The sequence below is a fragment of the Anabaena sp. UHCC 0451 genome (assembly GCF_034931405.1).
Taxonomy (GTDB): Bacteria; Cyanobacteriota; Cyanobacteriia; order Cyanobacteriales; family Nostocaceae; genus RDYJ01.
Genome location: NZ_JAYGHA010000015.1, coordinates 65,511 through 88,298 on the forward strand (window position 1 = coordinate 65,511; position 22,788 = coordinate 88,298).

A 22,788-nucleotide genomic window follows, 5' to 3' on the forward strand; every position below is an offset into this window, starting at 1 on the left:
ACTTACGCAAAACAGAACGGAAGTAGGGGTAATTCATGAATTACCCCTACGCAAGAATCAGGTTTTGAGTTCAATCTTGCGTAAGTCCTATAAATAATACATGAAATTAATTAAGAAATTAGCCGGACAAGTTTACTAAACTACTTGATAAATGAATGATATATCTGATTAAAAGCAAGATAAAACCTATTTTTTCATATCTTGGCTACTTAACCAATAGTTGGAATATAGCCAAAAAAATTAGTTATGGTTATACAGTGATACTTGGTATTACTACTATAGGGACAGTCAGTGGTTTATTGATTGCTAATTATTATGAAGAAACTGCCCAAAAACAATTACTATTGTCTTATCAACAACAGTTACTTTTAAAAGATTTAAAAAATGCAGTAGTCACGGTAAGAATGTATCCACAAAGATTAGCTAATGTCTTAGAAAACTATGTGCTATTGGATTTTGAAAAAGATAATTTCTCTAATGAAATTAGTCAAGTTAATCAACAGTTATCGCGACTAGAAAATTTCATCAAAGCCAATCCTAAAGCTTTGGCAATAAATGATCAAGATTTCAATACTTTAGTGAGTAAATATCAAAATAATACACAGTTATATACTGCAACAATTCAAAGCTTTTGGAGATATATAGAAATAAATAGCTCGCAAAGTTCAACAAATAATTCTTCTCAGCCAATTTTGCTAATCTTGCTTAATGAACCAGAGTATATTAATCTCAATATTGAATTTGAGCAACTTGCAGAACAGCTAAATCAAATTACCAAAAATGCTGATGCTCAAAAAGATGAGGCAAATATTAGCTTTGATAAGGCCAAAAAACTGCGAATCCAAATTATTTTTAGTAGTATATTACTGTCATCTATCATAGCAGCAGCCCTAGCATTTTTTACTACTAAATTAATTACTCATCCCCTACAAACAGTTACTAATACTGCTAGAAAAATTACTGAAGAATCAAATTTTCAACTCAGGGCTAATGTTAGCAGTAATGATGAAGTAGGGACATTAGCAACATCCTTAAATAGATTAGTGGAATGGGTGGGAGATTATACCCAGCAATTAGAATTTATTCGCCAAACTTTAGAACAAAGGGTAGAAGAAAGAACTCAAGAACTACAACAAGCACAACGAACTTTAGAACAAAGGGTAAAGGAAAGAACTCAGGAACTTCAATTAGCATTACAAGACTTAAAAGATACTCAAGCGCAATTAATTCAAACAGAAAAAATGTCTTCGCTGGGGGAGATGGTAGCAGGGATAGCCCATGAAATTAATAATCCTGTGAATTTTATTTATGGTAATATTCAATGTGCGGAAAATTATTTACAAGATTTAATTAGTTTATTAAATTTGTATCAACAGCAATATCCTGATAATAATGGGATAATTGACGATAAAATCGATGAAATTGATTTAGAATTTCTCACTGAAGACTTGTCAAAACTGTTATTTTCAATGAAAGTAGGATCTCAACGGATTCGGGGAATTGTATTATCATTGCGGAATTTTTCCAGATTAGATGAAGCGGAAATGAAAGATGTGGATATTCATGAAGGTATTGATAATACTTTATTGATTTTAAATCATCGACTAAATCAAGAAATTCAAGTTATTAAAAAATATAGTGATTTACCTTTGATTGATTGTTATGCTGCACAACTTAATCAAGTATTTATGAATATTATTAGTAATGCTATAGATGCACTAAGAGAAGCGAAAAAGCCAGGTAATCAGGAAATAGTCATAGAGACAATACCAGTTGATGATAAATATATCAAAGTCAGAATTGAAGATAATGGAACAGGAATTTTACCGGAAATTATCAATAAACTATTTGATCCTTTTTTCACTACTAAGCCAGTAGGTAAAGGCACTGGCTTAGGCTTGAGTATTTGTTATCAAATAATTGAAAAACACCAAGGTAAAATAGAAGTAAATTCGACAGTTGGAGAAGGAACAGAGTTTGTAATTATTTTGCCGATCAAACAACAAGAAATTTAGAAAGAACCAAAAATCATGCCGGCTAAAATCAAAAAACCAATCCAGACATTTTGACGAAACATTTCCCCATAAGCAGGGTTGGGTAGTTCTGGGTTTCTCAAGCGGATAAATTGCCAAGACCAGCCAATAGTAGAAATTATTAAACTGATCCAGAAAAATCCATTGAGATGAGTTAAGAAACCTTCCCCAGCCAGGAGAATGATAGTACCAGCGAAGAAAATACCGATAGCTGTAGAGGCATATTTACCAAAAAATAGGGCGCTGGAGTTGACACCAATGCGCTGATCATCTTCGCGATCGCTCATGGCATAAATTGTATCAAATCCTAATGTCCAGAGAACAGTTGCACCCCACAGTAAGCAAGTGGGTGTAGAAATATTTTGTGTAACTGCACTCCAACTAATCAAAACGGCAAAACCCCAAGCGATGGAAAGTACCAATTGAGGTACAGGAAATATGCGTTTTGCGCCGGGATAAAGTAAAATTACAGGTACTGCTGCCACAGATAACCAAAAGCTCAAGGGGTTAAGATAGAAAGCGAGAACTGCTGCACAGGCTAGTGACACTATCCCGACAAATATACCAACTTTGAGGGAAAGGGCGCGGGAAGCCAGAGGGCGATCGCGTGTTCTCTCCACTTGCGGATCTATATCCCGATCCCATAGATCATTAACTACACAACCTGCGGCACTAGTGGCTAAAGTACCTAAGATAATTACCCCAACTAAAGGTAAAGGTGGTTTACCAGCAGCTGCCAAAAACACAGCCCACAGTGCAGGAATCATCAAAATTAACCTGCCTTCTGGTTTATGCCACCGTAACAGCCGAATAATGACCAACCATAATGGTTCTTGGTTGCTTAGGGGTGTTTTTAGCATATTCGCTCAATTCACATATCTTCACATCTATAGAATATCGTTATTTGCTAATTGTACACAAATCAAGTCAGATTACGGCTTTGGATACAAATTCATGACTTTAATTGTCAGTTGCCAATTGAGGATCATGTCACCAGATAATTAACCTGACAAGTCTATAGATTATAAGTAACAAGTATTTAGTCTGGATTTAACAGACACACCAGGTTTAACCGTCCATTGTTAAGAGAGAAAACATAAATGCTGAATGTAGTTTCAGCTGACTGGGGAAATATGCCACAACCAGTTAAGCAAAACCCGATTATTGCGGCTATTGATATCGGTACTAATTCTTTGCATATGGTAATAGTGCGGATTGAACCGACGCTACCAGCTTTCACAATGATTGCGAAAGAAAAAGAAACCGTGAGATTAGGCGATCGCAATTTAGAAACTGGAGAACTCAAACCAGAAGTGATCAAAAAAGCGATCGCTTGTTTAAAACGCTTCCAAGAACTAGCCAAAAGTCTAGAAGCAGAAAGCATCATTGCAGTAGCTACTAGCGCCGTCCGTGAATCCCCCAATGGTAGAGAATTTTTACACCAAATTGAAACAGAAATAGGCTTAAGTGTTGACTTAATTTCAGGACAGGAAGAAGCGCGACGCATCTATTTAGGTGTGCTTTCTGGCATGGAATTTAATCAACAACCGCATATCATTGTTGATATTGGTGGTGGTTCTACAGAAATAATTTTAGGCGACTCCGAAGAACCCCGCAGTCTCACCAGTACCAAAGTAGGTGCAGTAAGACTAACTGGGGAATTAATCAGCACCGACCCCATTAGCAATACTGAGTTTCAATATCTGCAAGCCTACGCACGGGGAATGTTAGAACGTTCTGTAGAAGACGTACTTTCTAAACTCCAACCTGGTGAAATTCCCAAATTGATAGGAACATCTGGCACAATTGAAACCATAGCCATGATTCATGCTAAGGAAAAAATGGGGGTTGTTCCTTCCACCCTCAACGGTTATAAGTTTAGTCTCCAAGACTTGCGGACATGGGTAACGCGCTTGCGACGGATGAATAACGTAGAACGGGCGGCAATTTCAGGAATGCCAGAAAAGCGGTCAGAAGTGATACTAGCTGGGGCAGTAATATTACAGGAAGCAATGACCCTGTTAAATGTGGAGTCAGTGACACTTTGTGAACGTTCCCTGCGGGAAGGTGTAATAGTAGACTGGATGCTGACACATGGTTTAATTGACAACAGACTGCGTTATCAAAGTTCAATCAGAGAACGTAATGTTCTCAAAATTGCCAAAAAATACCAGACTAACCTAGAACATAGCCAACGCGTTGCGGCCTTTGCATTGAGTTTATTTGATCAAACTCAAACCAAACTGCATAATTGGGGTAAAGATGAAAGACAATTACTTTGGGCTGCTGCCATTTTACACAACTGCGGTCACTACATCAGCCATTCTTCACACCACAAGCATTCATACTATTTAATTAGAAATGGTGAATTACTTGGTTATAACGAAACCGAGATAGAAATCATTGCCAATTTAGCCCGTTATCACCGCAAATCACCACCTAAGAAAAAGCACGAAAACTACCGGAATTTATTGCATAAAGAACATCGGCAAATGGTATGTCAACTGAGTGCAATTTTCAGATTAGCAGTAGCTTTGGATAGAAGACAAATCGGGGCAGTATCTCGCGTGCAGTGTGAATACTTTCCTAATATACAGAAGTTTCAAATGTTAATTTTTGCTTCTAGATTAGGTGATGATTGTGCCTTGGAACTGTGGAGTTTAGATTATAAAAAAGGAGTATTTGAGAATGAATTTGGTGTTAAATTAGTGGCAAATTTAGTTAACATTAGTGACATAAATCTTCCTTAGTTATTAGGGTGCGTTATATTGCATTAACGCACCTTCTAAAAAAGTTAATTTGGGGGCGAAGCATTCGGGTGATAACCTATCGCTGAAACCATTGATATTTTGTCCGAATGCTTCGCCCCTACAAGGGAAAAACAGATTACCTCGCATTTTACCTCGCATTACTGAATCGACGCTCTAGGCTGTATGTAAAAACCATTTTTAAGCTTAAATCTGAATTCTGACTTATGCAATATAAATTATCTCGCATGAATGCGGTACAATCACCAATTATTCCCGTAGTCGGGGAACTAATCAAAAACTCTCCCGGTACAATCTCTTTAGGACAGGGTGTAGTTCACTATAACCCACCACCAGAATCAATAGAACTATTACCAAAATTTCTCGCTGAACCAACAAACAATCTTTATAAAGCAGTTACAGGTATTCCCGAATTAATTGCAGCATTAACAGCAAAATTATCAACATTTAACAGCATTGAAATTAATAATCAAAATTGTATCGTTGTCACAGCCGGCAGCAATATGGGCTTTATGAATGCCATTTTAGCCATTACTTCACCTGGTGATGAAATTATCTTAAATACTCCCTATTATTTCAATCATGAAATGGCAATTACAATGGCTGCTTGTCATCCTGTATTAGTAAAAACAGACGAAAATTATCAATTAATTCCTGATGCTATCCAAGCAGCAATTACACCTAAAACCCGCGCTGTTGTGACAATTTCACCTAATAATCCCACAGGTGTAGTTTATTCAGAAGCAGCATTAAAACAAGTTAATCAAATTTGTCGGGAATGTGGTATTTATCATATTAGTGACGAGGCTTATGAATATTTTACTTATGATAGAGTAAAGCATATTTCACCCGGTGCATTTTCAGGAAGTAGTGAATATACAATTTCGCTTTATAGCCTTTCTAAAGCTTATGGTTTTGCTAGTTGGAGAATTGGCTATATGGTAATTCCTCAACATTTATTAAATGCTGTGAAAAAAGTGCAAGATACAATTTTAATTTGTCCTCCTGTCGTTTCCCAGTATGCAGCATTAGGGGCATTACAAGCCAAAGAAGATTATTTAAGAGATAATATCAAAACAATTGCCCAAACTCGGCAAATAGTTATTGATGCACTTAACCAACTCCAAGGTTTATGTACCATCACACCTGCACATGGTGCATTTTACTTTTTCCTAAAAGTCCATACCCAAATAGATGCTTTTGAGTTAGTGAAAAGATTAATTCATGAATATCAAGTAGCAGTTATACCTGGTACAACTTTCGGCATAGAAGACGGTTGTTATTTGCGTGTTGCTTATGGTGCATTAAAACAAGAAACAGCAAAAACAGGAATAGAAAGATTAGTAAAAGGAATAAAATCAATTATATTCTAAACAAACGATTGGGGACTGGCAACTGGGGGACTAGTTAATAAATAGTTTTTCTTAATCACCAATCACCAATCACCAATCACTAATCACCAATTACCCATTACCTAAATTAAACTCTACAAAATCTGGTAAACCTGGATAAATCATATTTTTATCTAATGCTGATAAAACCTGATTATTAGCATTAGTTGAATTTAAACAACGACAAACTAATTGGGCAACATCAGCACGATGAATACTACCTACAATACGCGGATTTGCGGTTAAAATACCATTTCCTGTAGGTGGTTCTGATTTTAACCCACCGGGACGAATAATTGTATAATTCAGTCCGCTATTCATTAAGTATTCTTCAGCTTGTTCCTTGAGAATTAAAACTGGTTTGAGTGCTTCTAAAGCTTGGGGAGGCATAGCAACTACACTATCACCGCTACCAATAGAAGTTACCAAAATAAACTTCTGTACTCCTGCTTTAACTGCGGCATCAATCAGATTTTTGTTACCAATAAAATCAGGTTTGACATCATCTGTAGGTAAACCACCAAGGGTACTAATCACAGCTTGAATAGGTTCATTTCCTAAAATTGCCCTTTCAACATCATCAACGTTTAAAGCATCTCCTAAAACTGGATGAACCCCAATAGCTTCTAATTCCTTAGCAGCAGTTTCTGTTCTCAGGAGTGCTTTTACCTTCATGTTGTCTGCTATCAAATATTTAGCGATTTCTTGACCAACACCTCGACTGGCCCCCACGACAAAAATGTAAGATGTACTTGACATATTGATTTTCTCAGATAGATACTTTGGTTACACATCTAATTAATATATCCTGCTTTGATCAATTTCATAAATTATCTGCTCAAAAATTTTGATTTATTGACATATACTGATTCTTGGCGATAACTGTTTCTCTAGAAACAGTAAGTTGTTTTTTAAATTAGTTAGAATTTATGGAAATCATTTAAATCTCTAGATCCTATGAATGAGTTGTGCAAATAGCTAATGAATATTCAGATGTATCTTGATCATCCACATCAATATAAATTTGTATTCTATTAGACCGTTAAATTTACTTGATTTTTATTTAAAAAGTAATAATATTGTTTAATTACGTTGGTATAAGTTACCTTAAGTATGCAAGACTGTGCCACTATCATGCAGATGGATTGGATTAGCTTACTAAAAGCCCAACAAACGGACTTCCTCCAACGGGTGAAGAAACCCAAGACAATTGATCTATCTCTCTTAGAAGGTCAAGTCAAAGGTTGTCACAGTGAAATTATGGTATTTGCGGGTGATTCATTGGCGAAAATTATTGACTGTTCCCGTCAACAAGCAGAAATTCTCGCCAAAAACCCGCCACCGATGCCTCCAGAATATCCTGAACCTCCCGACTGGACAATTCCCTTTCCTAAATATTTTCAAAGTCAAGCAGAAGATTATCTTGTCCGCGAACAAATTGTAGAACGGATCATCACAGAACGCTTGGGTAAATTGGTAAAAAAAGTGCCACAAGACACTTCAGAAAATATGGTTTTGGATGATGAAGGAAATTTACGAGGTGAAAGTAAATTTAGTTATTGGTTGACTAATAACCCAAAGATAAGTGTTCAAGTTCATGTTGCTGATGGAGAAAGTTTTAACGGAATTAAAAAAGACAAAATCCGCTGGTCAGTTACACAAGAAGATGTCAAAAACCACCAAGTCTTAATTTTTCTGTGTTTGTTGTATCCGGGGAATACTAAATTAGGATACCAGAAACAAACTGTTATGGCTGGTTTTTTGCCTACAAATCAACTAGAATTTTCTGAATCAAAACTGTATCTTCATCCCAGTAACTTATTGTATGCAGGAGGATTAAATTGGTATTTACAATCCCTCGATGGGAAGAAATGGAATGCACCTCTTGAAGAGGATAAAATCTTGGTGGAAATAGTGCAAACTTTGCCATCAGAACATCCACAAAAGCATATTATTGGTGATTGGGAATGTTGGCAAACATTAAAGGCACATACAAGAGGAATTAACTGTTTAGCTTATTCTATTAAGGCTTTAATAGTGAATGAATTTGGTGGTGATCATGTAAAAACTATCCCAATTTTAGCTAGTGGTAGTCGTGGTGAAACAAAGTTATGGGATTTGGCTAAAGGTCAATTAATTGAAACTTTGGCAGAATATCCTTGGTCTACTTCTGGTGTGGTAGATGAAGTTAATTCTCTGGCTTTTAGTACCGATGGACAAACTTTAGTGAGTGTAGGTGCAGATTCGACGATTAAAATTTGGCATACTGGGGCATTGGATTTAATTGATATCTTGCATACCCATCATGGTAATGTGCGTTGTGTTGCCTTTACACCAGATGGGAAAATGTTAGCAACTGGTGGAGATGATAGAAAAATAGTTTTTTGGAGTTTGCGCGATCGCCAAGTAGAAAATACTTTATGTTTAGATGATACCGCTGCCCATTCCATGGTATTAAGTCAAGATGGTAAAATTTTGATTACAGGTAGTTATCGGAAAATCAAAGTTTGGCATTTAACATCTTTACTAAATAAGAAAAACCAGCAAGAAATTAAACAAATACATACCTTAATGGGTCATTCTCATATCGTTAAGTCTCTGGCAATTAGTGCTAATGCTAAATTTTTAGTGAGTGGTAGTCAAGATAAAACTATTAGAGTTTGGAATTTAGAAACTAGAAAATTAATGCACACTCTCAAAAGTCATCGAGAAGGAGTTTATGCAGTTGCCTTTAGTCCTAATGAACAAATTATAGCTAGTGGCAGTGCTGATAAAACTATCAAATTGTGGCATTTGGAAACGGGGAAATTATTAGGAACTTTTTCAGGTCATACTAACACTGTGACATCTTTAGTATTTACTGCATCTGGTGAAATGTTAGTCAGTGGTAGTTTGGACAAAACCATTAAAATCTGGCAACGGAGTTAATATTACAAAAACAGGGAACAGTCCTCAGATCCCCGACTTCTTTTATTGATTGTGTCCATAAATGATAAAATGATCTCAGAAGTCGGGGATCTTATTCTTATTATTCAAAAATGATTTAGAATTGGTGTATACTTTCTCATTAATGATTATGACTATAGCCAGAGAACGCCAAATTACACTAGATGATTTTCTCAAGTTACCAGAAACTAAGCCAGCATCAGAATTTATTAACGGAAAAATTACACAAAAACCTATGCCACAGGGTGAACACAGTCTACTTCAAACCACTTTACTTGAAGTTATCAATGCTAAAACCAGAACTCAGAAAATTGCTATAGCTTTCCCAGAACTACGCTGTACTTTTGGTGGTGATACAATTGTGCCTGATATAGCGGTGTTCCGTTGGGAAAGAATCCCCAAAACTGCATCAGGGAAAATCAGCAACCGCTTTGAAATTCATCCTGACTGGGTAATTGAAATTCTGTCTCCAGATCAGCAACAGAAAAAAGTTCTAACTAAATTATTGCATTGTTCCCGCAATGGTACAGAATTAGGATGGTTGATGAATCCAGATGAAGAAAGTGTATTAGCTGTATTTCCTGGTCAAAAAGTGGAATTATATGAAAGTGATGATAAATTACCGATATTGGCAGGTATAGACCTGGAACTAACAGTCACAGAAATTTTTAGTTGGTTAAGCTTTGGTTAAGCTGAGAAATTCCTAAACACACCCAATCAATTTTTTGGGGTTGCAGATTTTTAGAATAACTTTTATACTCGTATGGGATGGATAGATAAAATTCTATCCTTATTTTTTTGATAATTTGGGTAAATGCCTATTTACTCTTTTAACTTAAAGACATCACTTGGGAACAAAACCTAATATTTTGATATGAAGGGAAAATCAAAGTATTAACAATTTGGAAAAATTTAGTATCTAAAAATGAATCAATCACCTGTTCTCAGTAATCCACTTTCAGACCAAAAAGCTAAAGCCAACTCTGCTTTTAGATTTACTCTTTCTAATGATATTTTTTCAGATCCAGATGTAATCAACCCCTTTGATAATTTAGTTATCTTTGGTGATAGTCTTTCTGATCAAGGGAATCTATATCAAGCTTCAGGAAATACTTTTCCACCTCTACCTTATTACCAAGGACGTTTTTCTAATGGACCAATTTGGGTAGATTACTTTGTTCCTAAGTTGAAATTCAACGATGAATCAGTAAAAAATTTCGCTTTGGGTGGAGCGACTACAGGCATAAGTAATGTTTTAAATGGTTTTACAATACCAGGATTACTAACACAAATTGAGCAATTTAAAACTTTCAATACTAATACTCCGGTTGATGCAGATACACTATATTTGATCTGGATTGGCTCTAATGATTTTCTCACACCTCCGGCTGATCCTGTCCAAACTATTACCGATGCGATCGCAAATATTAGTAATGCGATTACCACATTAAGTATTTTAGGTGCAAAAGAATTTGTAGTTGGTAACTTACCAAATGTAGGTGCTACACCTTTAAGCATTGCTAATAATAATTCTGCCGATGGTACAGCAATTTCTCTTGCTTTTAACAATGCTTTAAGTCAAGCATTAGATAATTTAGAAATCGCTCTGAGTATTAACTCAACCTTAGTAGATATCTTTGGTTTGAATGAAGTTATTCAAGCTAATCCTGAAATTTATAATCTCACTAATTTCACCGAACCTCTGATTGAAGCAACGGGTAATGTTAATCCTGATGAATACGCATTTTTTGATGAAGTTCACCCCAGTAATGCATTGCATCAATTAGCTTCCCAAAGATTTGAAAATACATTGCTTAATGAAGGAATTATTCCTGATTTAATTAGATATTCAGCAACATTAGCAGATGGTAGTGAATTACCACATTGGTTGAGGTTTAATTCCATAACAGGAGAATTCATTGGTACACCAACAGATGAAAACGTTGGTTCAGTAGATGTAAAAGTGATTGCTACAGATAAAGAAGGTTTGACAGCTACTGATATCTTCTCTATTGTCATTGAAGGTACAAATCCTTCCATATTTGTAGGTACTCCCAATGCAGATATAAAGATAGCTGGAGTTGACTTTGATGGCATTAACAACATAATATTCACTGGTGCAGGAAATGATCAAGTTGATATTCCCTTTGGCGGAAGTTTAGCTGGTAATAATCGGATTGCTACTGGTAGTGGTAATGATATTACTTTTGTGGGTAATGGCGATCGCTCCTTTGGTGGAAGTGGAAATGATGAACTAGATGCTACAGATGCTAGTAACTACCGTCTCTCTGGTGGTAGTGGTGATGATATCTTCTACCTAGGTGAAAATGGCCGCGCTTTAGGTGGAGATGGAAACGATCAGTTCTTTGTCCAAGATGGTGGGAATAATCTTATCGCTGGTGGTGCTGGTGCTGATCAGTTTTGGGTTGTTAATGGTAGTTTACCAATAACCAAAAATACCATTACAGATTTCACAATTGGAGTTGATAAAATCGGCTTTGGTGGTGTGGAAGTTCTCAATTTTGGTCAAGTAATCAAAGCACAAATGGGTGCTGATACCTTGTTGAAAGTTGACACTACAGCAATCGCTTTGTTAGTAGGAATTAACGCTAATAGTCTCACAGCAAATGATTTTGCTTTTTCTGCCAGTGTAGTTTCAATATAACAGTTAGTAGGGGTAAAGCAAAAGCTCATTGGTGTCAACTTAACGCAAAACCCCCATCCCGCAAGGAACTCAAGTTCCTTGCTAATAGCGAAAGTCATCTAAAGATGACTAAATACTAGGAAAATTTATTAGTCCGTTTTAACGGACTTGAGCTATGAGACAGGGAATTTATTCCCTGACGGGTGTGGAAGCCAACAGATAAGCTATTTTTAGCTTAAGTTGACACGAGTGAGCATTACTAAACCCTTACAGTTATTGTACAAATCGAAGAATTGAATTATATAAAAAACTGGTTTGGTCAAAAATATTAGATATGGAACCTAATGGTGAAGAAATTCCAGAACCTATTGCGGAAAAAACCTACAGTGGTAAATTTCAAGTTCGTATTGAAACTGTTTAATATGCAAATCAGGGTGATTTTTTTGGTGTTACAAAGGCTGAAAGTATCGCCTGTTATGAGTTTCAGCGATTTACACACACAAATTGTATCATCGTCATCCACACCACTCCGCAAATCCCCGAAACCCTATATTTTTCGTTGAGTGGTGTGGAATGTTTACCAGACAAGGATTTGAGCTATGTACTTGACGTTTTTTCTGGCTATGTATATATTGTATTTAAGAGTGGTGTGGATTTGGTGGCTGAAATCCTTACTGGGTAAAGCTCCCTAGACGAACTCTTTCCCGATCTGTTTAGATTGGAATTAATGGAAACTTTTTTCATCTTCTTTGAAAGCTGCATTTGATGCTCCTTTCCCGATCTGTTTAGATTGGAATTAATGGAAACGTTGATTCGATTCCGCTCGGAAGATCTATTCTATCTTTCCCGATCTGTTTAGATTGGAATTAATAAAACTCAGATCCCCGACTTCTCACATCAGTTCATCATCTATGAACGAGATAAAAAAAGAAGTCGGGGATCTTAATATTTAGTTTTTAAAAACTTTTTATTTGAACAATCACCTAAATTCTCATTAATTAAAAAACCAAAAATGCAGGGGTTTAGCATTGCTAAATCCTGCTGTTTATAGAGATTACAGCAGTTTTCATGTCTTTAGACCACAGTAAGGGCGAAGCATTCGGATGATAATCTTGGGTAAAAACCAATAATTAATTGTCCGAATGCTTCGCCCCTACATTATATTTATTCAACTCTAAACCAACAGCGTTTGCATCAAAGGTTGATCACCATTTAACTTACCAGTTCGCAACCATTCAGCCATTTCATCAGGTGCTTTTGCTTGAGTTAGTTTCTCTCGTAAATAACCCCTATTCTCAACTTAATAACAAAGCAAATAGTCCACATAAAGCAATCCCATCAAATACACCAGCACCTCCAATACTCAACACTCCCGCACTCATAGATTGAATGTCTTTGAGATGTAGCAAATCAGCACCGATGAGAGTGCCGAGAACACCACCAGCAAAGGCTACAGGAGCCGCATGAGGTGAGGCTATGACTATTGCGGATATGGCCGCAGTGAGGGGCGCTAACAAAGGATTCATTTGAATACCAATGCCTGGAACTACCCGCGCCGCAAAGTAACTCACAACAGTCACAATGGCAGTAACTAATAAAATTGCCAGTCCATTTCCCTGGGAAAATTGGTATAATGCCAAAGCTACGGGTATTAGTCCACCGCCCACATTCAGAGCTACTACGGTAGAACGCTGCACTTTCCTTAGCGGAATACCCCAAAATTCCCTTAACCACAGTGCCGCAAATTCATCCGCTAACTGTACTGGAGCTTCTAGACGGTAGATTGGAATATTGATGGTGCTGGTAATCATTACTAGCAGCAATAATAGAAAAGCAATGTTAGGAGAAAACCCCAACTTGGCCACTGCAATTTCCACCACGTCTACTGCAACAGCAAACCAAATCAATGGCAGTAGCAGTAACAAAACCAGAAATAACATTAATGAAACTGGTAGATAGATCATGGGGGATAATAAAATAGATTGACTTGGGAAACCAAAGCATCAAATCCAGTCTTGGAAAAATCTCCAATTAACTAAAAAATGCTTTGATTCCAGCAATTGCGAATCATAAATTTACAGTATGGTGACAGTTACAGGTTCTGAATGTGGTCAAGTCAAGTTTTGTATCTGATATCTATTCTAAAGATAGGATAGTAAACTCTAAATTCATGTATACCTCACCAAAAAAATGTGTATTTCCGTACTTTGATGAACAATCAACTAGGTTTTCTGCTTAAACTACTTCTACTCTCAACTTTAATCTCATTTTTGATTAAGTATGTCTGTCCAATGTTTTTGATTCCAGAAACATCAACAAACGTGCTTATTTTAGTTATGTTGCCTACTCTGATTATGATAACTGTCTTGCTTTGGCGAATGCCAGCACAAAAAAAAATTAACTAAAAATCTCTAAGTGAAGCCTTAAAATTAGCTAACTTAGCTGCATAGCTAAAAAATTTCATCTCACCAAGCTTTGGGAGTTAATCAGTGAAACTGGGTCAATGGATAGGTTTAATTGCTTTAGTTCTATCTTTATATATATTATGGCAACTACGCGAAGTGCTGCTACTGATATTTGCTGCTGTTGTTTTAGCAACTGCTTTAAATCGGTTAGCACGAAGTTTGCAAAACTTGGGAATGAAACGTGGATTTGCTGTTTTTTTGTCAGTAACTATATTTTTTGCTGGTATAATCGGCTTTTTCTGGTTAATTGTTCCACCTTTTGCCCAGCAATTTCAAGAGTTAACCTTGCGAGTTCCCCAAGGTTTTGAGCGTTTTAATAGTTGGATTGATGAACAGATAACTCATCTTCCTGAGCAATTAGTCACTTTCATCCCGGATCTTAACGGCTTGATTGCAGAAGCACAACCTTTATTTAATCGGGTATTAGGAAACTCTTTTGCTTTTGTTTCTGGCTCTTTAGTAATTGTTCTAAATATTTTATTAGTGTTAGTTTTAACAGGAATGTTTTTAGCTAATCCTAGTGCTTATCAAAAACTATTTATCAGACTGTTTCCGTCATTTTATCGGCGACGAGTAGATGGCATTTTAAGTCAGTGTGGAATTTCCTTAGAAAGATGGGTTTCAGGAGCTTTTATTGCTGTTTTTGTAGTGGGATTGATGAGTTTATTAGGCTTGTCAGTTTTAGGTGTTAAAGCAGCTTTGGCCTTGGCAGTTTTAGCGGGATTTATGAATTTAATTCCCAACTTGGGACCAACTATGAGCGTAGTTCCAGCAATGGCGATCGCACTTTTGGATTCTCCTTGGAAACCTTTTGCTGTCTTGATTCTCTACTTTTTTATTCAGCAAGCTGAGAGCAATTTTATCACTCCTGTCGTCATGGCACATCAGGTATCTTTATTGCCAGCAGTCACCTTAATTTCTCAATTATTTTTCGTTACCTTCTTTGGCTTTTTAGGCTTGTTTTTGGCATTACCTTTAACTGTTGTCGCTAAAATTTGGGTACAAGAAGTATTAGTTAAAGATGTCTTGGATGAGTGGACGCATAATCATAATTTAGATAGTGAGTTGGTAATGGTTTCTGAATCTCCTGATATCAACGACACTCAGGACGTGGAAGTGACAACAAATGATGAATAGTAAATACAGGTTAAGATATAGGTATCATCTAGGAGTAATCAAGATGGTTAACACAGCAGTAAGAAGTCTCACTTTTGAAGAATACTTAAATTATGACGATGAATCTGGTTTTAAATCGGAACTGGTTGATGGACAGTTGGAAATTATGAACCCACCTACTATTGAACATTTTTTGATTTGCAAATTTTTAGAAAAAACTCTAGATGGTGAAGTTCTGCATTTGAATTTACCTTGGTTGTGTTTTAGGGAAACTGGGGTGAGAACGAGTAGAAATAAATCGCGATTGAGTGATTTGTGTGTGGTGACAGTGGAAGATGCGAAGGAATTGAGAAATACTTCTGCTGTGTTTGAGTCAGCACCATTATTAATTGTAGAAGTTGTGAGTCCAGAATCGGTAAAAAGAGATTATCGTTATAAAAGATCGGAATATGCAGCTTTAGGAGTTCCTGAATATTGGATTGTAGATCCTTTAGAATCTAATATTTCTGTGTTATTGCTAGAAGAAGGATTATATGAAGATACGGTATTTACTGCTAATCAAAAAATTATATCGCGGACTTTTTCTGAATTAAATATTACGGTTGAGCAGGTTTTGAATGCTGGTAATTTGGTGTAAATTGTATAGTAGGTTAGGTTTTTTGGCATCTAACCTACAGTAAAAATGTGATTTTTTTAATAAACCTTGTTAAATTCTAATCATGGGTTGTTCCATCTGGCATAATTGCACCTGTGAGCTTTGCATTTGTTAGATTTGCACCAGTTAACTTAGCGCCATTCAAAACTGCTCCTGATAAATTAGTTCCAGATAAATTTGCGGCACGAAGGTCTGCTAACGTTAAATTAGCACCTTGCAGGTCAGCGTAACTAATATCTGAATTACGTAAGTCAGCTTCAGTTAAATCAGCACTTTTCATAGTTATATTTTTCAAGTTTGTATTCTTTATATTTGCCTTAATCAGACTAGAAAAACTTAAGTCTAAACCCTTTAAATTTAATTCTTCAAGTTTAGATCGATCTAGTTTTACCGCACTTAGTTTTGTACCTGTTAAATCTGCTTTTATAAAATTGGTATCAGTCAAATTAGCCCAACTCAGATTAGTATAACTGAGATTTGCATTACTTAAATCACATCCTTGTAGGTTAGCATCAGTTAAGTCTAAATTTCTCAAATCCATACCAGACAAATTAGCATTTTCTAAAGATATGGTGGGATTCATAAAATATCCACCTGTTTGCACAGGATCAAAGTTTTTTGGGAAAATAGTATTTGGATCAAAAAATGCGTGATTAAGATTTACTCCTTCGAGATTTGTTCCTTCTAAATTGGCTCTTAATAAATTGACATTACTTAAATTGGCATTACTTAAGTTTGCTCTTATTAGATTAGCTTTTCTCAAATTTGCACCACTGAAATTTACTCCACTGAGGTTAGCTAAACTGAGGTTCACTTCTCCATCTAACTGAGCATGACTGAGATTAGCTTCACTCAAATTAGCTTCACGCAAATTTGCACCACTAAATTTAGCTTGAATAAGATTAGCTTTAGTTAGATTCGCTTCACACAAATTTGCACCACTGAAATTAGCATGACTGAGATTAGCTTTTTTTAAGGATGCTTTTTCTAGATTGGCTGATGTAAGTATTGTCTGATGAAGATAAGCGTCGTCTAAATTAGCAAAACTAAAATTTGCATAATCAAATCTACCTGCACTCATATCTGCTCCTCTCAAGTTTGCACGATTTAGTTTAGTGGAACCAGCCGTTACATCAGTGAGATTAGCAAAACTCAAATTAGCATCAGTTAAGTTAGTATTAAATAAGTATGCTTTTGTCATATTAGCACCGCTCAGATTTACATTGCTTAAATTTACATGATGCAACTGTGTACCAGTGAGATTTGCATTAGTTAAATTAGCGTGAGTTATCTGAATCTTACTACTTAAAGTTTTTCCACTCAAATTAACACCAGCTAAATTAATCGCAGTAAAATCCCGTTCTCCAGCTTCATACCTGCGCCAAAAATCTTCTGTACTAACAGGAATATCCTGATAATCTTCTTCTGCTGCATAAAACCTGTTAACTAACCACATTACCCTCTCCAGTTGAAATTCCAAATCCTTGAAATCATTGCTATCTTGCATTTCTTCTACAACTACATCTATTTCCTCTTCTTTCTCAATTTGACCAACATCAACATTTTTAACAATAGCTGTTTTCTCTACCAGTAAATCTTGATTGTGTTGTCGTTCTACTCTTTCAAAAAACTCTTTTACTATTTCTATATCATCTAAAGTTTTTATCTCAGTTAAATTTTCACCATCATGCAAACTTTCACTCACATTAGATGACAAATTTAAACGTCGTTGCAACTCAGCTACTTGAGCAGTTAAATTTACTATCTCTTGTTGCATAGTTTGAATTTGCTCTAATTCCGGTCTATTGTTAAATTCTTGTTTCAGTTCATCAAAATACTGTTTTAGCCAAGCAATATTTTTGCGTCTTAGTTCCTGTTCCCGTTCAACCTGAGAAATGCGATCTGCTAAAGATGCTAAATTCAGTTCTGAATCCGAAGTATTCATGAATTTTGACCTAACTGTATTGTGTCTACTTTTATAGTTTTCCCAAAATCAAGGCTAAACTAACAAAAGCAGTAACAGTAGGTTGGGTTGACTCAAGGAAACCCAAAACCAACAAATTTAAAATCTATCAACAAAACGGCGGCTTTTCTTGTTCCCATGCTCTCTGGGGAAACATAAGTTTAATTTCCCAATTATCATGAAAACAGATACAATTTTCTCTAGCTTATAACCGGAGGTAGAACCTCCCAGATAGCATTCCCAGTTCAGAGACTGGGAACGAGATGATTTTTATCAGTTCTAGAATTAAAATTAACTTTGTTCTCTAATTTAACCGCATCCGTGACTACTACTCCCCTTTCCCCCAACTTCTCACAAACAGCTTCAGTTCCCGATACCTTGGGACGTTTTGGCCGCTTTGGTGGTAAATACGTTCCTGAAACCTTAATGCCCGCTTTAGCTGAACTAGAAACAGCTTATCAGCAATACCGTAAAGACCCTAGCTTTCAAGCAGAACTCCAAGGTTTACTGCGAGATTACGTAGGACGTGCCACACCTTTATACTTTGCCGAACGCCTGACAGCCCATTATGCCCGTCCAGATGGCACAGGGGCGCAAATTTACTTAAAACGTGAAGATTTAAATCATACAGGCGCTCATAAAATTAATAATGCCCTTGGTCAAGTATTAATGGCCAAGCGCATGGGTAAAAAGCGTATTATTGCTGAAACCGGTGCAGGACAACATGGTGTAGCCACAGCGACGGTTTGCGCTCGTTTCGGTTTGGAATGTATTATTTACATGGGTGTTCACGACATGGAACGCCAAGCTTTAAATGTGTTTAGAATGCGGCTGATGGGGGCGGAAGTTCGACCTGTGTCTGCGGGTACGGGAACTCTCAAAGATGCTACCTCTGAAGCCATCCGCGACTGGGTAACGAATGTAGAAACTACTCATTACATCCTGGGTTCTGTCGCTGGTCCCCATCCTTACCCGATGATGGTACGTGATTTTCATGCGGTTATCGGTGAAGAAACCCGCGCTCAAGCAATGGAAAAATGGGGCGGTTTACCAGATATTCTCATGGCTTGTGTCGGTGGTGGTTCTAATGCTATGGGACTATTTCACGAGTTTGTCAAAGAGCCATCTGTGCGGTTAATTGGTGTGGAAGCTGCTGGTGAAGGTGTGAATACTGGCAAACACGCGGCGACATTGACAAAAGGACAGGTTGGTGTATTGCATGGAGCAATGAGTTATCTTCTGCAAGATGAGGACGGACAGGTAATTGAGCCACATTCGATTAGTGCAGGTTTGGATTATCCCGGTGTGGGTCCAGAACACAGCTATATGAAGGATAATGGCAGGGCTGAATATTACAGTGTTACAGATGCTGAAGCTTTGGAGGCATTCCAACGCCTATCGAAATTAGAAGGAATTATACCAGCATTGGAAACATCTCATGCGATCGCCTATCTAGAAACTTTGTGTCCTCAACTTTCCGGCAGTCCTCGGATTGTGATTAACTGTTCTGGTAGAGGTGACAAAGATGTGCAAACAGCAGCTAAGTTTTTAATTCAGGATTGATCATCAATCATGTTGAAAAACACTATTTCTGTTATGGGTGCAGGTTTATCGGTTTTAGTCAGTGGTGCAATGGCTAGTTCCGCACCTAATTTTTCTCTCGTATCAATTCCTAGCTACCAGATTGCCCAAAATACGGTTAACACTGCGGCAATTGAAGCATCAGTTTTCCAGCAAATTAATCAGTATCGCGCTTCTCAGAAGTTACCTGCACTAACTCGTAATTCTAGTATTGATACTCAAGCGAGAATTCACAGTCAAAATATGGCTAGTGGTAAAGTTGCTTTTGGACATGGAGGATTTTCAGCGCGAATCAAAGCGATTAATATTCCCTACAGTGCCGCTGCGGAGAATGTGGCCTACAACCAGGGAGCTAAAGATCCCGCTACTACGGCTGTTCAAGGTTGGCTCAAAAGTTCAGGCCATTTGAGCAATATTCAAGGTAATTATAACCTCACTGGTATTGGTGTGGCGAATAATAGCAAAGGACAAATTTATTTCACACAAATTTTCCTGCGCTCAAGATAGGTAAGTATTCAGCTATAGAACTCGTTCATACCCAGATCCCCGACTTCTAACATTAATTTATAATTTGTGGACACAATAAACAAAAGAAGTCGGGGATCTTATCGCCCTACCTGAATTCTTACCAAGATAGCTGTTTTGAACAATACCTATTTACTAATATTAGTATCCATGACATCTATCAGTGGATACTATTTTTTATATATATTTTTGATTAATAATGTAGTGACAATAACATTTAATGAGGTAAGACATCTACCACAGGCATATACTTGGATAGTGTTTTTTTTGGGCATAAAATTTAAGTCATGAAATTGGCAGATTTTTAGGAAAAGAAAATGTCATTTTCAGGAAAGTAAACTCAGAAGGCTGAATTATCCAATATAGGTATTGCAGGTAAATGAAGTACAAATTTTTTTTACTTTCCATGTAATAAAAGGGTTTGATTGTTTACTGCTGTGCGTTTGTAGCATTGCTAAACCCTTGCTGACAGATGCTGTAATCCTTCAGATCATGAATACTTGACAGTATCCTGGTACTTATTCTGAGCATCAGAAGATAGAGTATATATCTCATAAATCCATACACTACCTAATTGTCTATGTTCCGACAAACTGCTTTTGGCATGGCTTTAAGTACGCTTGTCCTTGCTAGTGGATTGATGACTGCTCCAGTTCCCGGTAATAATTCTCCTAAAAAAATCGGTCAAACTCAGTCATTGAATACTTCTATTCAGGCGGCTATGTCAAATTTTAGTTCTGAAAATTCTACTTTAGAAAAATTAGTTTTTGAGCAAATTAATCAATATCGAGCTTCTCAAGGACTGTCAAAGCTCACTTTAAATGCAAGTATCACTCAACAAGCAAGAATTCACAGTCAAAATATGGCTAAGGGTACAGTTAAGTTTAGTCACTATGGATTAGAACAACGCATTAAAGCTATCCCCCTTAAATATGAAAGTGCTGCGGAAAATGTGGCTTTCAATGTTGGATATAACGAACCAGCAAAGCAAGCTGTGATTGGCTGGCTCAACAGTCCTGGACATTTGAAAAATATTCAAGGACAATTTAAGCTGACAGGGGTGGGAGTGGCCACTAATGCTAAAGGTGAAGTTTATCTCACACAAATATTTATCAACACCAGATAGATTTTATTGCTGATTTTTTGTCCAATTTGCACAATAATAATTTAGTGTCTGATACAGTGATTTAACTGATAGACACTATAATTTATTTGGGAACGATTAATGACTTTACAGGATTTTCAGGTGAGCGATCGCGATTTAGATACAGTCACCCTTGCTGAATATTTACAATCTGATGCGATCGCTGTTGATACCGAAACTATGGGATTATTACCACATCGCGATCGCTTATGTCTCGTTCAGTTGTGCAACCCTGAAGGAAAAGTTACAGCCATCCGCATCGCTAAAGGACAAACAGAAGCTCCCAACTTAAAACAACTCTTGGAAGCCACCCACGCCATCAAAGTATTTCACTTTGCCAGATTTGATATTGCTACTTTACGCCACAACCTAGAAATTCAAGTTCAGCCTGTTTTTTGTACCAAAATTGCCAGTAAATTAGCTCGTACCTACACGAATCGTCACGGTTTAAAAGATGTAGTCCAGGAATTAGAACAAGTAGAACTAGATAAAAGTTTCCAAAGTTCTGATTGGGGTAATGCGGTTAATTTATCTCAAGCTCAATTAAGTTACGCTGCTAATGATGTCCGCTACTTATTGAGTGTACAACAAAAGCTCACTCAAATGTTGCAAAGAGAAGAACGTTGGGAATTAGCTCAAGAATGCTTTCAAGTTCTACCAACATTAGTTTCTTTGGATTTATTACAATTCAAAGATTTGTTTGAACACTAATTTGGTAATTGGTAATTGGTAATTGGTAATTGGTAATTGGTAATTGGTAATTGGGTTATTAACTTCTCCATCTCACCAATCATTTCTGCTGATTTTCTAAGTGAGTTTTCATGCGAGAGATAACATTATAGTCATCTGCACCAGCGGGAGTTCTTGATTCAATAATACCTTCTGTTGGTCCACCAATCGCTTTCCATGCACCAAGTCCACCTTTGAGTTGGGATACATTTTCAAATCCAACTGCACGCAATATTTGGGCAGCTTGAGCAGTTTGTCCCTCGTTTGCACCGTAAACATAAATATCACGGCTTTTATCTAAAGATATCACTGCAATGTCTGTTAGGTCATTTATGGGCATAGGCATTGCTCCCATAATATGACCTTCATTATAAATTGAGCGATCGCGCACATCCAGAATAGTAAATGCAGGTTCACCCCATTCCAAACGAGACTTAACTGCATAAACATCAGACTCTGCTTCTATTGGTGGTTGTGCAGGAATAATACCACTTATCAGATTATTAGGCATAGATTTTATCCTGTTTTTCTTTTATTTAAATTTATTTACGTCAATAATAAATTAACAAAATCCAAAGGTTAACTTGTCTTTCTGAGGTATGAACATATTCAAATTTCCCTATCTATCTTCAGATATATTCAATTTAACTATAGCAATCCTATTTGATTTGTGAATATTGCCAGAGTCATATCCCCAACTTTTTAGAAAAGTCGAGGATTTTGATTTACCTACAATATTCTGTATATCTGCAATTTAGGTTTTGATGATTTTTTGAAAATTATACTAAATTTAATACTAAGATAATCTTTTTTTAAAGAAACTATAAT

General features: G+C 36.6%; 17 protein-coding genes. 12 read left to right on the forward strand and 5 right to left on the reverse strand.

Annotated elements, in window-relative coordinates:
* The first annotated feature begins 155 nt into the window (after positions 1 to 155).
* Complete coding sequence (locus tag VB694_RS12330; protein ID WP_323360612.1) at positions 156 to 2,015, forward strand: ATP-binding protein; 1,860 nt, start codon at positions 156 to 158, stop codon at positions 2,013 to 2,015.
* Here the strand turns inward: VB694_RS12330 and VB694_RS12335 are convergent.
* A complete protein-coding gene (locus VB694_RS12335; protein WP_323360613.1) occupies positions 2,012 to 2,893 on the reverse strand; it encodes a 4-hydroxybenzoate solanesyltransferase in 882 nt (293 codons plus the stop codon). The two genes, VB694_RS12330 and VB694_RS12335, sit on opposite strands and share 4 nt — an antisense overlap.
* Positions 2,894 to 3,133: 240 nt before the next feature.
* Here VB694_RS12335 and VB694_RS12340 point away from each other — a divergent pair, with 240 nt between their 5' ends.
* Together VB694_RS12340 and VB694_RS12345 are read left to right on the forward strand one after the other, a co-directional pair.
* Positions 3,134 to 4,783, forward strand: coding sequence for a Ppx/GppA phosphatase family protein (locus VB694_RS12340; protein ID WP_323360614.1), 1,650 nt, complete (start codon positions 3,134 to 3,136; stop codon positions 4,781 to 4,783).
* A 224-nt stretch (positions 4,784 to 5,007) separates the two neighbouring features.
* Positions 5,008 to 6,174 (forward strand): pyridoxal phosphate-dependent aminotransferase, encoded by a 1,167-nt coding sequence (locus VB694_RS12345; protein WP_323360615.1) that lies wholly within the window; start codon positions 5,008 to 5,010, stop codon positions 6,172 to 6,174.
* Between the two features lie 90 nt (positions 6,175 to 6,264).
* On the opposite strand, the gene VB694_RS12350 is transcribed toward VB694_RS12345, so the two are convergent.
* Positions 6,265 to 6,951 carry an SDR family oxidoreductase gene (locus VB694_RS12350; RefSeq protein ID WP_323360616.1) on the reverse strand — a complete coding sequence of 229 codons (687 nt, stop codon included), beginning with the start codon at positions 6,949 to 6,951 and terminating at the stop codon, positions 6,265 to 6,267.
* Positions 6,952 to 7,326: 375 nt separating this feature from the next.
* Here VB694_RS12350 and VB694_RS12355 point away from each other — a divergent pair, with 375 nt between their 5' ends.
* The 3 genes from VB694_RS12355 to VB694_RS12365 all read left to right on the forward strand — a co-directional run bounded on the left by VB694_RS12355 (position 7,327) and on the right by VB694_RS12365 (position 11,803).
* The gene (locus VB694_RS12355) at positions 7,327 to 9,120 is read left to right on the forward strand and encodes a WD40 repeat domain-containing protein (protein ID WP_323360675.1); all 1,794 of its coding nucleotides are present in this window, start codon (positions 7,327 to 7,329) and stop codon (positions 9,118 to 9,120) included.
* Positions 9,121 to 9,268: 148 nt separating this feature from the next.
* A complete protein-coding gene (locus VB694_RS12360; protein WP_323360617.1) occupies positions 9,269 to 9,829 on the forward strand; it encodes a Uma2 family endonuclease in 561 nt (186 codons plus the stop codon).
* Positions 9,830 to 10,063: 234 nt separating this feature from the next.
* Positions 10,064 to 11,803: an SGNH/GDSL hydrolase family protein gene (locus VB694_RS12365; protein ID WP_323360618.1), complete on the forward strand. Its 1,740-nt coding sequence runs from the start codon at positions 10,064 to 10,066 to the stop codon at positions 11,801 to 11,803.
* A gap of 1,274 nt (positions 11,804 to 13,077) precedes the next feature.
* On the opposite strand, the gene VB694_RS12375 is transcribed toward VB694_RS12365, so the two are convergent.
* A complete protein-coding gene (locus tag VB694_RS12375; protein ID WP_323360619.1) occupies positions 13,078 to 13,746 on the reverse strand; it encodes a DUF1614 domain-containing protein in 669 nt (222 codons plus the stop codon).
* 525 nt (positions 13,747 to 14,271) lie between these two features.
* Here VB694_RS12375 and VB694_RS12380 point away from each other — a divergent pair.
* Both VB694_RS12380 and VB694_RS12385 read left to right on the forward strand, forming a co-directional pair.
* Positions 14,272 to 15,384 (forward strand): AI-2E family transporter, encoded by a 1,113-nt coding sequence (locus VB694_RS12380; protein WP_323360620.1) that lies wholly within the window; start codon positions 14,272 to 14,274, stop codon positions 15,382 to 15,384.
* A 43-nt stretch (positions 15,385 to 15,427) separates the two neighbouring features.
* A complete protein-coding gene (locus VB694_RS12385; protein WP_323360621.1) occupies positions 15,428 to 16,000 on the forward strand; it encodes a Uma2 family endonuclease in 573 nt (190 codons plus the stop codon).
* A 76-nt stretch (positions 16,001 to 16,076) separates the two neighbouring features.
* On the opposite strand, the gene VB694_RS12390 is transcribed toward VB694_RS12385, so the two are convergent.
* Positions 16,077 to 17,963, reverse strand: a complete 1,887-nt coding sequence (locus VB694_RS12390; RefSeq protein WP_323360622.1) for a pentapeptide repeat-containing protein — start codon at positions 17,961 to 17,963, stop codon at positions 16,077 to 16,079.
* A gap of 339 nt (positions 17,964 to 18,302) precedes the next feature.
* On the opposite strand from VB694_RS12390, the gene trpB reads away from it, so the two are divergent.
* The 4 genes from trpB (at position 18,303) to VB694_RS12410 (ending at position 21,942) form a co-directional block, all read left to right on the forward strand.
* Positions 18,303 to 19,544, forward strand: coding sequence for a tryptophan synthase subunit beta (trpB, locus tag VB694_RS12395; RefSeq protein WP_323360623.1), 1,242 nt, complete (start codon positions 18,303 to 18,305; stop codon positions 19,542 to 19,544).
* A 9-nt stretch (positions 19,545 to 19,553) separates the two neighbouring features.
* Positions 19,554 to 20,069: a CAP domain-containing protein gene (locus VB694_RS12400; RefSeq protein WP_323360624.1), complete on the forward strand. Its 516-nt coding sequence runs from the start codon at positions 19,554 to 19,556 to the stop codon at positions 20,067 to 20,069.
* Between the two features lie 598 nt (positions 20,070 to 20,667).
* On the forward strand, positions 20,668 to 21,213 hold the full coding sequence (locus VB694_RS12405; RefSeq protein WP_323360625.1) for a CAP domain-containing protein: 546 nt from the start codon (positions 20,668 to 20,670) through the stop codon (positions 21,211 to 21,213).
* 99 nt (positions 21,214 to 21,312) lie between these two features.
* Positions 21,313 to 21,942 carry a ribonuclease H-like domain-containing protein gene (locus tag VB694_RS12410; protein WP_323360626.1) on the forward strand — a complete coding sequence of 210 codons (630 nt, stop codon included), beginning with the start codon at positions 21,313 to 21,315 and terminating at the stop codon, positions 21,940 to 21,942.
* A gap of 79 nt (positions 21,943 to 22,021) precedes the next feature.
* Here the strand turns inward: VB694_RS12410 and VB694_RS12415 are convergent, their stop codons facing one another.
* Positions 22,022 to 22,471, reverse strand: coding sequence for a rhodanese-like domain-containing protein (locus VB694_RS12415; protein WP_323360627.1), 450 nt, complete (start codon positions 22,469 to 22,471; stop codon positions 22,022 to 22,024).
* Positions 22,472 to 22,788: the final 317 nt, after the last annotated feature.